Genomic DNA, 14,721 nt, shown 5'->3' on the forward strand with positions numbered 1-14,721 from the left:
TTAAACAACAATGAAAGCGTTATCAAAACGAGGTGTGGAAATGAAGCTTGAATTGACTCATAAGCAAACGACAGGCTTAGTAATGACAACACAAATGCGTCAAGCAATCACGATGCTTCAATGGACCTCTGCTGAAATGTGGGAACATCTCCAGCAGGAAATCCATGAGAACCCCATTTTAACGTTAGAAACCCCAAGTATGATTCCTTCCCATCGTCATCATCGAGAGGCCTATCATGATCCGATCGACCAAATCGTACCCGATGAAAAAAACTGGCGTGATGGACTGGTGGAACAAGCAGGATGGTTGAAAGTGGACCAGTCATTAAAAGAGACGCTCCTTTTTTTAATTGATAGTTTAGATGAACGCGGGTTTTGTACAATTTCTGAAGAAGAAGCGTCACTTCAAACCGGTCAATCACTGAACACGACTAAGCGGGCGAGACGCCTGTTATTACAGTTTGAACCGATGGGTGTCGGTTGTTTGAATTTTAAAGAGTTTTTACTCTTCCAGGTAGAAAAAAAGCATCCTGATTCTTCCGTTTTAGCTGTTTTGATCGAAAATCATTTAGAAGACCTAGCCAATCAGAACTTTAAAAGGGTAGCTTGTGAACTGGACATAGAGGAATCGTGTGTTGTCGAAGCTTTGGAAGTTATCCAATCTTTAGAACCGCGTCCGCTGCTTCCGAATTATGGACCCAAAAACATCCCGCCGATGCCTGATTTGATACTAGAAAAAAAAGACGGGGGATTTGTGTTGCGTGATCCTTTTTCTGTCAGGGGTCAAATCCAGTGGGATGAGCAGCTGGTACGTATGTACAAAGAAGGAAAAGAAGCCCATGAGTATTTGGACGGCTGTTATAAAAAAGCGCGCTGGCTTCTGCAAAGCATAGAGCAGCGGCAGAACACGATTTTGAAAGTGGCGGAAGTGATTATCAAGCATCAGAGCGCTTTTTTGGATGGTGGTTCATTGAGGCCGCTTACTTTAAAAAAGGTGGCAAAAAAGCTGGGTGTCCATGAGTCTACGGTCAGCCGGACCGTGGCTAACAAAGTCTTGCAGACCCCAAAAGGATTATACGAATTAAAGAGCTTCTTTGTGACGGGTTATCAATCTTCAGATGGAGAAGAAGTCTCTTCTCAACACATTAAAGATTTAATAAGAGAGATGATTCAAAAAGAAAATCCACTGAAGGCTTTGTCTGATCAAAAGATGGCAGCAGAGTTAAAGGAAAAGCATAACGTGAAAGTGTCGCGCCGAACCGTTGCCAAATACCGCGAGTCTCTCAATCTCCCATCCTCATCCAAACGAAGAGCATCGGCACGTGAAGGAGATTCTCCTATTCTTCTACATTCCTAGGTTAATTCCCTGAGAAAAGGGGGATAGTCTAGTAGAAGAAGGATGAGGAGGATTCCCTTGTGAAAAATTTGATATCCTATGTAAAAGATGTGATTTCTGAATTTCAAAAAGACAACATCCCCCTGCTTGGTGCAGCGCAGGCATACTATTACTTATTAGCCATCGTTCCACTTTTAATTCTGGTATTATCCATTCTCCCCTATTTGAATATAGACGCTGAAACAGCTATTCAGGCGATGAGCAATGTCATACCCAGCGATACAGCCCAGGTGTTCAGGGAAAACATTGTCGCTGTGGTGGAGCAGCCAAGCGGTGGGCTTTTGACTGTAGGTATTTTAGGAACGCTTTGGTCTGCTTCTAATGGTATCAATGCGTTCATCCAGTCCTCGAACATGGCTTACAACGTGGAAGAGACAAGGTCGTTCATTAAAGTGCGTCTTCTTTCCATTGTATTGACCATCGGGATGATCTTAGCGATTATCGTCGCACTTGTTCTTCCTGTATTCGGCCAGGTCTTGATTGATATGATCAACCTGCCTTCTCAAACAGCCGTACTATTGCAAGTGTTGCGCTGGACGCTGAGTATCGTGGTTATTGGTGCCGTTCTCATGGCACTTTACCACTTCGCGCCAAATAAGAATATTCCCTTTAAACATATCCTTCCGGGTGCGGTAATCACGGCTATTCTCTGGCAGTTGATTTCTCTTGCTTTCTCTTTCTATGTTAGTAATTTCGGCAATTATTCTGCCACCTATGGAAGCCTCGGAGGAATTATCATTTTAATGTTATGGTTCTTCCTTACAGGGATCATTTTAATGGTAGGAGCGGAGATTAATGTCATATACCATCGTCGCCATGGGGGAAGCAAAAAGAAAGCAGCTTAACTTTTTTTGTTAGAAAAGAAGGTTCCGTGCCTCAGAGGAGGAGGGCGGAACCTTCTTCAATTTTGACTCCCCCTCATTAGACTAAAATTGGATGGGGTGGTTTTCAAGCAATTCCGTTAATGTAGGTCTTTGATGGTTGTTTCTTCCCTTCACCGGTGTTGCTTGAAATAGAGATTCAAGAATGGATTCCTCGGTGGCTTCTCCAACAGCACGGAAAGCTTCGTCTATATCTTCTTCATGGATAGATGAAAAAGATAACGGACCCTCGGTTTTTTCGTGGGGGATGGTTGTAGCGGTCGAGAATCCGAGAACAACATCACCACTTCCATTTCCAACCATTGACCCGGTCTTCGATAATCCAGTCACCGTTCGTTTACATATTCTTTTCAATTGCCGTTCTGACACGGGAAGGTCTGTAGCGACCACAATCATGATGGACCCTCGATCTTTTTCTTCCTCAGATTGAATATAGTTCTTCAATTGTTGTCCAACCGGTTGACCATCAATCCTAAGATCGCTCAGTTTACCGAAGTTTGTAAGGGTCAGAACACCTATTGTATAAGAACCGTGTGCAAGCTCCACCTTCCTGGAAGAAGAACCGATTCCACCTTTCAATGAATAACACAGCATCCCGCGACCTGCTCCGACACACCCTTCTGTGAAGTGGTCTTTGGCATCTTGAATGGCTTGTAAAACATGCTCCTTCGTAACTGCTTGCTCCCTAATATCGTTGATATACATATCGTTGCATTCCCCAATGACAGGGTTGACTGTCCCTGTGGTCCGACCGACCTCCTGATTTCGCTCAAGAGTGTAAGCAACGAGTGCATCATATGCCGCTCCTACACCGAACGTGTTGGTCAATATGATGGGGGTTTCCAATGTTCCCAGTTCTTCAAGTTGAATTGTTCCCGCCGTCTTGCCAAACCCATTGATGACATGAGCCGAAGCTACCGTTTTATTTTGAAAAAGGTTGCCCTGGTGCGGAAGAATGGCAGTAACTCCTGTCTGTACATCATCCCTGTCTAATGTATAATGGCCGACCGTCACTCCGGGTACGTCGGTAATTTGATTTCGATCACCTACAGGCATAGATCCTATGATGATGTCGTTCTCTCGGGTTGTTTTATTCATTGTTACACCTCCACATGCTCTATTCGCATTAAAGCATGTAATTTCCTTCCTGGTGTATGTTCATACAAGCAAAGGATTTTATATGCACATTAAGATAGATAAGTAGATTTATTTTTGTATAAAACGAGTATAAGAGAAAAAAATTCTTCATTTTTTTTAAGTTTTTTGTTTGCGCTTACATCCTTTTAATATTCGGGTTTCTAATGAATTTGAATTGTCGCATTATCTTGAAAATTCAGCGCTTGTCCGCTTTAAGAGCGTGATTCTCAAGGTTTTTCATGCTATACTAGTAAGAAACTGAAAAGACAGAATTTTTTAATTTTTGCCTGTAACCTACAAGAATATGTCCGCTAGGGGGAAAAAATATGCAAAAACACGGATATCCTGTTCCGCAGGGGCTGTATCATCCGGAAAATGAGCATGAAGCTTGTGGTATCGGAGTGATCGCCAACATCGATGGAACGAAGAGTCACAGTATCGTAGAGAATGCCATCACTATTCTATGTAACTTAGAGCACCGTGGTGGACAATCTGCTGATGTCAGTACAGGAGATGGGGCCGGAATACTGACGCAGATCCCTCATCATTTTTTTGAAGCACAATGTGAGAAGGAAGATATATATTTGCCTGAAGCCGGCAAATACGGCATCGGCATGATTTTCTTTCCGGAAAATCATGAGACTAGAACAGAATGTATGCAGACTTTTGAGCGTATTGTCGCAGAAGAAGGACAAGAATTTTTAGGCTGGCGTACGGTTCCGGTAAATGATTCGTTCGTTGGGGAAGATGCGAAGAAGACCAAACCATTTATTCGTCAGGCTTTCGTTGCTCCATCTGGAAATGTTCAAACACAAATGGACCTGGAGCGACGCCTGTACATCATTCGTAAGCGAGCGGAAATCGAGATTGCTGGAAAAGACGGGTATGATGACTTTTATATCAGCAGTTTGTCATCGAATACGATCGTCTATAAAGGGATGTTGATTCCTGAACAGCTGGATTCCTTTTATATTGATCTGAATCACCCGGATTTCAAAACGGCCCTCGCTTTAGTACACTCCCGCTTTAGTACGAACACCTTCCCGAGCTGGAAACGTTCGCACCCGAACCGATTCACTATTCATAATGGAGAGTTTAATACATTACGAGGCAATGTGAACTGGATGAGAGCACGCCAGGAGCTTTGCAACTCGGAATATTTCAGTGAAGAAGACTTACAGAAACTTCTTCCTGTCATCGATTCTAACGGTAGTGACTCTTCCATGTTTGATAATGCCTTTGAATTCTTATACTTGTCAGGTCGTTCACTCGCTCACACCGCTATGATGATGGTGCCCGAGCCTTGGTCAAATGATGAAACGATCCAGGAAGACAAGAAGAATTTCTATGAATACCATAGCTGCTTAATGGAGCCATGGGACGGGCCTGCTGCCCTTGCTTACACGAATGGAAAACAAATCGGTGCCTGCCTCGACCGTAACGGTTTGCGTCCTGCACGCTATTACGTAACAAAAGACGGAATGATTGTCCTTGGTTCTGAAGTGGGTGCTCTTGATATTTTCGCTGACGACATTTTGTATAAAGATCGTCTCGCGCCAGGAAAGATGCTTCTTGTTGACCTTGAAGAAGGGAAAATCATTCCTGATGATGAAATCAAATTGCAAATTGCTCGTGAGAAACCATATAAAGAATGGATTGAAGAGAACAAGTTTGATTTAGAAGACCTTCCTGAACCGTTGACCGAACACCGTCCGGTTGAAAACTTGATCGACCAGCAGCTTGCTTTCGGTTATACAACAGAAGAATTAAACAAAATCCTTCTGCCGATGGTCAACGATAAAAAAGACCCCGTCGGTTCGATGGGATACGATTCACCGCTTGCTGTGCTTTCTAAAAAACCACAATTGCTTTACAGCTATTTTAAGCAGTTGTTCGCCCAGGTGACGAACCCACCCATTGATGCCATTCGTGAAAAGTTGATTACAATGGTGGAAACGACGATTGGAGCAGAGGGGAACCTCGTCGATCCAAAACCAGAAAGCTGTCGTCAGATCCGACTGCAGACGCCTATTTTGACTAACCGTGAACTTGAACAGATTCGTCAGCAGGATGTGGAAGGGTTCGCAGCACATACGCTTTCCATTCTTTTCGATGCCAAAGAAGGCGGTTTGAAACCTGCACTTGATCGTTTATGTGAAGAAGCGGATGCTGCTGTAGAAGATGGTACGACGCTGATTGTCCTATCTGATCGTGGAATCAGTGAAGAGTATGCAGCCATTCCTTCTCTCCTTGCCGTATCCGGTCTGCACCATCACCTCATCCGTAGAGGGACACGTACGAAAGTGAGCCTGATCATTGAATCTGGTGAGGCGCGCGAAGTGCACCATTTTGCTACACTCCTCGGTTATGGAGCGGAGGGAATCAACCCTTATCTTGCTTATGAATCTTTGAGGGATTTGATGGAGCGCGACCTGCTTGAAGCAGAGTCTCATGAAACAGCTGTGCAGACGTATATCCATTCTGCAACGGACGGGATCATTAAAGTCCTTTCTAAGATGGGGATTTCAACCATACAAAGTTACCGTGGCGCACAAATTTTCGAAGCGGTGGGTATCCATAAAGATGTTATCGACCAGTATTTCACTCGTACAGCTTCCAGACTCGGGGGCATCGGACTTGATATCATCGAAAAAGAAGTGCTTATGCGTCATGAAGTGGCCTACGGGGAAACGCGTGGATCAAACCGTACACTGGAAGCTGGTGATGAATACCAGTACCGCCAGAACGGGGAAGATCACCAGTACAATCCGCAGACGATTGCAACATTGCAGCACGCCTGCCGTGCGAATGACTATGACCTTTTCAAGCAATATTCCAAGATGTTGACGGATGAAAAGAACAACCTGCAGTCTCTCCGTGGATTGCTTTCCTTCAAGGATCGCCCATCCATTCCTGTGGAAGAAGTAGAGTCTGTCGAAGATATTTGCAGACGATTCAAAACGGGAGCGATGTCTTTCGGTTCCATCAGTGAAGAGGCTCACGAAGCCTTAGCCATTGCGATGAACCGTATCGGAGGCAGAAGTAATTCCGGTGAAGGTGGAGAAAATCCGAAACGATTCACTCCTGAAGAAAATGGTGACTTGAAACGTAGTGCGATTAAACAGGTAGCGTCCGGCCGTTTCGGAGTGAACAGCCATTACCTTGTCAATGCGGATGAAATCCAAATTAAGGTCGCTCAGGGTGCGAAGCCGGGAGAAGGTGGTCACCTTCCAGGCAAAAAAGTATATCCATGGGTAGCAGAAGTCCGTGGTTCCACGCCTGGTGTTGAATTGATATCACCACCACCGCACCACGACATTTACTCCATTGAAGACTTGGCTGAGCTGATTTATAACTTGAAAAATGCCAATCCAAAAGCTCGTGTCAGCGTGAAGCTTGTTTCCGCTGTTGGCGTTGGAACAATTGCTGCAGGGGTAGCAAAGGGACGTGCTGATCTTGTCCTAATCAGTGGCTATGATGGAGGCACCGGTGCGGCACCAAGAACAAGTATTAAGCATACCGGCCTTCCTTGGGAAATCGGTCTTGCGGAAACGCACCAGACGCTGGTTCTTGACCGTCTGCGTGATCGGATCGTTGTTGAAACAGACGGGAAAATGATGACAGGACGTGACGTTGTCGTTGCCTCCTTGTTAGGAGCGGAAGAATATGGGTTCTCGACTGCCCCTCTCGTCGTCCTCGGTTGTGTCATGATGCGTGTCTGCCACTTGAACACATGTCCGGTCGGTGTAGCGACCCAGGACCCTGAACTTCGTAAGAAATTCACAGGGGAAGCGGATCACCTCGAGAACTTCATGCGTTTCATTGCACAGGAAGCACGTGAACTCATGGCAGAGCTTGGCTTCCGTACAATCAACGAAATGATCGGTCGTACCGATGTTTTACAGACGAACGAAGCGATCGACCACTGGAAAGCCAAAGGCGTTGACTTGTCAGCCTTGCTGTACCAGCCTGATGTCCCTGCCGACTATGGTCGCTTTGCAGTTAGAAAGCAGGATCATGGCCTTGAGAAGACGCTGGATATGGAAGAGTTGATCCCGCTTTGCAAGAAAGCCATTGAAACAGGTGAGCCGGTGGAAGGCACAGGATCCATCCGTAACATTCACCGTGTAACAGGTACGATCCTTGGTAGTGAAATCACACGTCGTTATGGAGCAGAAGGACTTCCGGAAGACACGATCAAGTTGACCTTCAAAGGTTCCGCAGGTCAAAGTTTCGGTGCCTTCATTCCTAAAGGAGTCACCCTGCGTCTTATCGGGGATTCCAATGATTACGTAGGAAAAGGTCTGTCAGGTGGTAAAATCATCGTCCATCCATCACCACGGTCATCTTTCGTACCGGAAGAAAACACGATTATCGGAAACGTATCCTTCTATGGTGCTTCAGCTGGAGAAGCTTACATCAATGGTCTTGCTGGTGAACGCTTCTGTGTCCGTAATAGTGGAGCGGACGTAGTGGTCGAAGGTGTCGGAGACCATGGATGTGAATATATGACAGGCGGGAAAGTCGTCGTCCTTGGGGGCACAGGGCGTAACTTTGCGGCAGGAATGTCCGGAGGCGTCGCTTACGTGCTGGATGAGTCTGAACTGCCTTTTGATACAAAATGCAACAAAGAATTAGTTCACCTGCAGCAGTTAGCAGATGCCAATGAAATTCAAGAACTTTATGACATGATCGAAAAGCATGTTTCTTATACAAACAGCCCACGAGGTGAAAGAATCCTTGCTAATTGGAGCGATTATGTATCCAAATTCGTCAAAGTGATTCCTAGAGATTACTTGGCGATGCAGGAACGAATTAAGAATTTAAGAGAAAGTGGTCTTGAGAAGTTTGACGCGGAAATGACCGCTTTTGAAGAACGCAACAAACCGGTAGCAACAGTCAAATAACGAAGAAGGGGGAGATCTGATGGGTAAGTCTACTGGATTCATGGAATACACACGCCAATCCACACCTGAGCGCGATCCTGAAACAAGAATAAAAGATTGGGAAGATTACAAGCTTCCCCTTTCAGATGAAGAAGCACAAAAGCAAGGGGCACGCTGCATGGACTGTGGCGTTCCTACTTGCCATTCCGGAATGGAAATCAACGGCATCACGAGCGGTTGTCCTGTTTACCACCTCATACCTGAATGGAATGATCTTGTATATCAGGGGAAATGGAAGGAAGCCCTTGCCAAAGAACACGAAATGAACAACTTCCCGGAGTTCACAGGTTTTGCCTGTCCTGCTCCGTGTGAAGGGGCTTGTGTTCTTGGGATCAACGAACCACCTGTAGCTATTCGTAGTGTAGAGAGGTCTATTATTGAAAAGGGATTTGACGAAGGGTGGGTAACTCCTGAACCTCCTGCCTATCGTACAGGTAAAAAAGTAGCAGTCGTCGGGTCAGGCCCTGCTGGTCTGGCCGCGGCCGCACAGCTGAACAAAGCGGGCCACTGGGTGACAGTATATGAGCGTAACGATCGTGTGGGTGGATTGCTCACCTATGGAATTCCTGAAATGAAGCTGCCTTATTCCGTCGTTGAACGACGCGTGAACATTTTGAAAGAAGAAGGCATTCAGTTTATGACGAACACAGAAGTTGGTCGTGACTATCCCGTCTCTCGTCTGAATGAGGAGTATGACACGGTCATTCTTTGTGGAGGTGCCACAACACCAAGGAACCTGGAAGTAGATGGACGCAACTTGAAAGGCATCCACTATGCAATGGACTTCCTGCACTCCAACACGAAGAGCCTTCTTGATTCTGAGCATGAAGATGGAAACTACATCAGTGCGAAAGACAAAAATGTCATCGTGATCGGTGGCGGGGACACAGGAACTGACTGTATGGCTACATCCATGCGTCACGGCTGTAAGAGCCTGACTCAGTTTGATATTTATGATAAAAAAGGCTCTACTCGTGACAATGAAGTGAACCCATGGCCACAGTACCCGGTCATCCACCGCGTGGAGTACGGCCAAAAGGAAGCAGAGGCGAAGTTTAATAAAGATCCACGCGCCTATGCGGTTATGACGAAGAGATTCGTCGGGGATGAGAACAATCGTATCAAAGAAGTACACACGATTGACGTTGCTCTTTCTTACGATGAAAAAGGAAACAAAGTCCGTACTGAAATTCCAGGAACCGAAAAAGTATGGGAAGCAGACCTCGTACTGCTTGCGATCGGTTTCAGCGGTCCCGAACAGGATCTTATTGAAAAGCTTGGCATCGAAACGACCGTACGTTCCAACGTCGCTGCCCAATACGGGAAGTACACGACGAACGTTGAAGGTGTATTTGCTGCCGGAGACATGCGACGCGGGCAAAGTCTGATTGTTTGGGCTATCAACGAAGGCCGCGAAGTCGCACGCGAATGCGATCGATACATGATGGGAGCATCCCAGCTGCCATAAATATAATTAACCCTCTTAGCCACCTCTGAAACAGAGGTGGCTTTTTGTGTTTACTAAATATAGGTTGGAGGTACGAGAAGTTGATCCCTATCTATTTAATATAGCCATTTATATTTAGATTTCCTTCGTTATTTACGAACATCTTCCGACAAACTACTTTTTCAGGAAAGTAATTGTGTGTTTATTCTGTCGAATCGCCGGGTACGTAGATTGTAATGTTTATTTATTACTTACCATTCTAAGAAGTGGTTTCTTAAGGAGGAGCTCAATGAGTAAGAAAAGGTCAAATAAAGATGAGCAGTTGGATCAGTTCCGAGTGGATGACTCCGGCAAACATATGACGACGAACCACGGAGTCAAAGTTTCAGAGGATGAATTTTCATTAAAAGCTGGTGTACGTGGTCCTACCCTGCTAGAAGACTTTCATTTTCGTGAAAAAATGACTCACTTTGACCATGAGCGTATCCCTGAGCGTATTGTTCACGCGAGAGGGTTCTCAGCACATGGCGAATTTCAATTATATGAATCGCTTGAGAAATATACGAAAGCTGACTTTTTAAATGATACATCAAAAACTACGCCGACGTTTGTAAGGTTTTCCACAGTTGCTGGTTCCAAGGGTTCTGCAGAAACGGTGCGTGATGCACGGGGATTCGCAACGAAATTTTACACAGAAGAAGGAAACTATGATCTAGTCGGAAATAACATACCAGTCTTCTTTATCCAGGACGCAATTAAATTCCCTGACCTTGTCCATGCAGTCAAACCTGAACCACATAACGCTATGCCGCAGGCAGCATCCGCCCATGATACGTTCTGGGACTTCGTGGGACAAAACCAGGAGTCTGCTCATATGGTCATGTGGACGATGTCTGACCGTGCCATTCCTAGAAGTCTGCGTATGATGGAAGGCTTTGGGGTTCACACGTTCCGTTTAGTCAATAATGAAGGAAAGGCGCATTTCGTTAAGTTCCACTGGAAGCCTCTCCTTGGCACACACTCTCTTGTATGGGATGAAGCACAAAAGATTAATGGTAAAGACCCTGACTTCCACCGAGGGGATCTTTATAACTCCATAGAAAACGGTGATTATCCTGAGTATGAGCTTGGAATCCAAGTCATACCTGAAGAAGATGAATTTAAGTTCGATTTTGATGTCCTTGATCCAACGAAGCTGTGGCCGGAAGAAGACGTTCCCGTTCAAATCGTCGGTAAAATGACGTTAAATCGTAATGTAGATAATGTATTTGCTGAAAACGAACAGGTGGCATACCATCCAGGAAACGTCGTACCAGGGATCGACTTTACGAATGACCCGTTATTGCAGGGGCGTTTGTTCTCCTACACGGATACGCAGTTGATCAGGCTGGGTGGACCGAACTTCCATGAACTTCCAATCAACCGCCCTGTCTGTCCTTTCTTTAATAACCAGCGTGATGGCTATGGCCGTCAAACAATCAATAAAGGGCAGGTCAGTTATCATAAGAACTCACTTGCAAACAATACACCAACCCCGGCAAGTGAAGAAGAAGGTGGCTATTCCCACTACCAGGAAAAAGTGGAAGGTCACAAGATTCGTGCTCGCAGCGATAGCTTTAAAGATCACTTCTCTCAGGCCACCTTGTTTTGGAACAGCATGAGTGACCATGAAAAAGAGCATCTCATCAATGCGTTCAGCTTTGAACTCGGAAAAGTGGAAAGCGAAGCCGTTCGTGAAGAAGCAGTGAAAATGTTCGCTAACGTAAGCCTTGAGCTTGCTCAAGGATTTGCTAAAAATATTGGAGTTACTCCTCCACAGAGCGGAGGATCAGATGTGAAGAAATCTTCTCCTGCTCTTAGTCAGGCAAATACGGTTCACAAGCCGTCTACTCGTAAAGTTGGCGTCATTTTAGCTGGCGGATTCAACGGGAAAGACGTCACTCAAGCATTGAAGGGGCTCTCATCAGAAGGAATCATGACTGAAATCATTAGTGATAAGCAGGGAATGGTCAAAGGAGACGACGGTTCAGAAATGAAAGTCGATCACACCTTCCTTACTACTGATTCTGTTCTGTATGATGCGCTGTACGCGGTTGGTGGAAGCGATGAGGAAGAAGCGTTCAAGAAGCATGCCTCTCATTTCCTTAACGAAGCATTCTCTCACTACAAACCATTGGGTGCTACTCACAATGCAGTGCAGTGGCTGAGCGATAACAAACTCGCCGACCACAGCGGTGTCGTAGCTGCTGATGATGTCAAAGGCTTTACAGAAGATTTTGTCCAGGCAGTCGCTGCTCACCGCCACTGGGATCGTCAATTAATATAACAACAACCCCTGCTGGCCTTGGATAATTCCAAGGTTTGGTGGGGATTTTATTTTACTCTTATAGGTGCTGGTTGTTCATCTTACACGAAAGCATTTATAAAATATTAAGTGGACCATAGACCAAAAGCCATTGATTCATGAAGTTAGGTCCTGCCCCGAAAGGGAAAAAGGTACGATTTTTTGTATAGTTTGTTTAAATCTCGTGAGGATAAGGGAAAAGATAAATAAATACAAAAAGACGAAGAGGTGATTCCATGATTCGTACAATCTTAATGATCATCGGTTTAATCGTAGTGATTAGTTTCATCATTTCCCTGCTATAATTTTTATTTTCCTAAGACCAAACCAAAGTGGCCGGTATTCCATAACTGGCCACTTTTTATTTTTAAATTTCCATAGACTTTGATTTGTGCTTCCAGCCAGAAGTTATTAAAGTATATGGCGGGATTGTGGAAGACTCAGTTTCGAGATATTTTCCCGGGTTCGTTGCCTTAGCGGAGCATCAGGGGTGGTTGGGAAGCTACTCGCTTTCCTGTGGGGGAGTAGCGAGCTTCCTCGGGCTACGCCCTGCGGGATCTCGCCGATCTCCTTTCTCCCACGGGAGTCTCGCAGCTTCCCAACCACCCCATTCAAAGAGAGGGTAAACGAACCCCTTCACCAAAGTTGGATGGTCTTCCACTATCCCGGTTGTTGTAGGCATAAAACGCTCTGTCAAGCTTTCAGGGTTCAAGCACCTCGGCTTGGGAGTATTATCCTTATACTCTCATCAAATAGAATAGCTGATTATTCATGAAGTGGTTTCGAGACACTGATATAGCAAAGGGACGGAGGGGAATGGCGAGACTCCTATTTTAAGTGTGCAGGCGCCTCGATCAGCGGCGTATGGACTGGACTGAGCTGGCGGAGATAAAGGAAACACGGAGAACGAAGTGATTCGATGTTGACTTATCGTACAGAAGCGAGGGAAGTCTCACTAGCCGCTAGGCGCCGGAACCGGATAACTAGGAGGAAAAAAGTGCATGGTGAGACCCCACAGGACGCAGTCCGAGGAGGCTCACCGCGCTCCCGCGGAAAGCGAGCTATTCCCCGCAGCCCCCATCCACTCAACAAAAGTATCGAAACTGAGTCTTCCACAAACGGGAGCTTCTGTGGAATGGAAGAATTGCCTATGTTTCAGTCGTTGAGAGAATTTCGGTATAATGAGAGCAAAAGGATATAAGGAGGCCCAAAAGATGAAGGAAGCCGTTGAGTTACATAAAGATCAGTTTATTGAAGAATTAAAACAGTATTTAAGCATACCGAGTATTTCTTCCTTGTCTAAACATAAAGAAGACGTTAAAGAGGCGGCGGATTGGACAGCCGGGGCTTTGGAAAAAGCCGGCATGGAGAATGTGGAGGTCATCCCTACAGAGGGGCACCCGATTGTTTATGCGGATTGGCTTCATGCAGAAGGAAAGCCCACGGTTCTTGTGTACGGCCACTATGACGTACAGCCGGAAGATCCCCTCGACTTATGGGAGACACCGCCATTTGAACCGGTAATTAGAGACGGGAAAATTTTCGCCCGAGGAGCGACGGATGATAAAGGTCAACTGTATATCCACATCAAAGCTGTCCATCTTCTTATGAAAGAAAACGGAGAACTTCCAGTTAATATGAAGTTTGTCATTGAAGGTGAAGAGGAAATTGCAAGCCCGAACCTTGGTCCTTTCATTCAGGAAAACGAGGAAAAGCTGGCATGTGATGCGGTAATCATTAGCGATACGTCCTTTAGTGAGAAAGGACAGCCAGCCATTTGTACATCTTTACGTGGGGCTTTAGCCATGGAGATGACTGTGAGAACCGCAAATTCAGATTTACATTCAGGTACCTATGGTGGGGGCGTACCAAATTCAATTCATGCCCTCGTCCAATTGTTGGATTCGCTGCACGAAGAAAGTGGCCGTATAGCCGTTGAAGGTTTTTATGAAGGCGTTCCGGAGCCTACAGCTGCTTTAAGAGACGAAGTAGCGGAAGTCCCATTCAATGAAGAGCGTACAAAGCAGGAACTTGAGCTTGATGAACTTTTCGGAGAGGAAGGGTTCACTTTCCAAGAGCGCGTCGGCATTCGACCTACACTTGAAATCAACGGGATTACAGGAGGATTTCAAGGCGAAGGGTTGAAAACGATTGTTCCTAAAGAGGCGAGTGCAAAAATCAGCTGTCGTCTCGTTGGTGAGCAGGATCCCCAGGCGGTATTTGAGGCGATCCAACGTCATGTAGCTGACAACCGGCCGGCAGGTGCGAAGGTTGACCTTCATCAGTACATTAAAGCTGACCCAGTGGCGATTGATTCAAGTAATCCTTATATTCAAAAAGCTGCAGATGCATTTGAAAGTGTGTATGATGTACGCCCTCACTTTCCTAAAGAGGGCGGGTCCATTCCAATTGTTGAAGTTTTCGGTCGTGTGTTAGATGCGCCGGTCGTTTTAATGGGCTTCGGACTTCCGACGGAAAATCTGCATGCACCGAATGAACATTTTCATCTGGAGAATTTTACGAAAGGGATGGAAACGGTGTGTAAATATCTTAAAGAGTTATAAAGGAAA

Annotated in this window: 7 protein-coding genes; 6 read left to right on the forward strand and 1 reads right to left on the reverse strand. The window is 45.6% G+C overall.

The annotated features are described in order from the left end of the window. The first annotated feature begins 40 nt into the window (after positions 1 to 40). The gene (gene rpoN, locus J0K78_RS09435; protein ID WP_206946442.1) at positions 41 to 1,357 is read left to right on the forward strand and encodes an RNA polymerase factor sigma-54; all 1,317 of its coding nucleotides are present in this window, start codon (positions 41 to 43) and stop codon (positions 1,355 to 1,357) included. Between the two features lie 59 nt (positions 1,358 to 1,416). Next, positions 1,417 to 2,241, forward strand: coding sequence for a YihY/virulence factor BrkB family protein (locus J0K78_RS09440; protein WP_206946443.1), 825 nt, complete (start codon positions 1,417 to 1,419; stop codon positions 2,239 to 2,241). A gap of 81 nt (positions 2,242 to 2,322) precedes the next feature. On the opposite strand, the gene J0K78_RS09445 is transcribed toward J0K78_RS09440, so the two are convergent. Next, a complete protein-coding gene (locus J0K78_RS09445) occupies positions 2,323 to 3,375 on the reverse strand; it encodes a DmpA family aminopeptidase (protein ID WP_206946444.1) in 1,053 nt (350 codons plus the stop codon). Positions 3,376 to 3,740: 365 nt separating this feature from the next. On the opposite strand from J0K78_RS09445, the gene gltB reads away from it, so the two are divergent. From gltB to J0K78_RS09465, 4 genes are all read left to right on the forward strand, one after another. Then, positions 3,741 to 8,321, forward strand: coding sequence for a glutamate synthase large subunit (gene gltB / locus J0K78_RS09450; protein WP_206946445.1), 4,581 nt, complete (start codon positions 3,741 to 3,743; stop codon positions 8,319 to 8,321). A gap of 19 nt (positions 8,322 to 8,340) precedes the next feature. After that, positions 8,341 to 9,828, forward strand: a complete 1,488-nt coding sequence (locus J0K78_RS09455) for a glutamate synthase subunit beta (protein ID WP_206946446.1) — start codon at positions 8,341 to 8,343, stop codon at positions 9,826 to 9,828. 268 nt (positions 9,829 to 10,096) lie between these two features. Beyond that, complete coding sequence (locus tag J0K78_RS09460) at positions 10,097 to 12,133, forward strand: catalase (protein ID WP_206946447.1); 2,037 nt, start codon at positions 10,097 to 10,099, stop codon at positions 12,131 to 12,133. Positions 12,134 to 13,365: 1,232 nt separating this feature from the next. Further along, complete coding sequence (locus J0K78_RS09465; protein ID WP_206946448.1) at positions 13,366 to 14,715, forward strand: dipeptidase; 1,350 nt, start codon at positions 13,366 to 13,368, stop codon at positions 14,713 to 14,715. Positions 14,716 to 14,721: the final 6 nt, after the last annotated feature.

It is taken from the genome of Halobacillus sp. GSS1, assembly GCF_017307035.1.
Lineage (GTDB): Bacteria > Bacillota > Bacilli > Bacillales > Halobacillaceae > Halobacillus > Halobacillus litoralis.

Bases quoted from the DNA above. Each gene is read 5' to 3' on its own strand.
- rpoN (WP_206946442.1), top strand. From the start codon at position 41: ATGAAGCTTGAATTGACTCATAAGCAAACGACAGGCTTAGTAATGACA.
- J0K78_RS09445 (WP_206946444.1), bottom strand. From the start codon at position 3,375: ATGAATAAAACAACCCGAGAGAACGACATCATCATAGGATCTATGCCT.
- gltB (WP_206946445.1), top strand. From the start codon at position 3,741: ATGCAAAAACACGGATATCCTGTTCCGCAGGGGCTGTATCATCCGGAA.
- J0K78_RS09455 (WP_206946446.1), top strand. From the start codon at position 8,341: ATGGGTAAGTCTACTGGATTCATGGAATACACACGCCAATCCACACCT.
- J0K78_RS09460 (WP_206946447.1), top strand. From the start codon at position 10,097: ATGAGTAAGAAAAGGTCAAATAAAGATGAGCAGTTGGATCAGTTCCGA.
- J0K78_RS09465 (WP_206946448.1), top strand. From the start codon at position 13,366: ATGAAGGAAGCCGTTGAGTTACATAAAGATCAGTTTATTGAAGAATTA.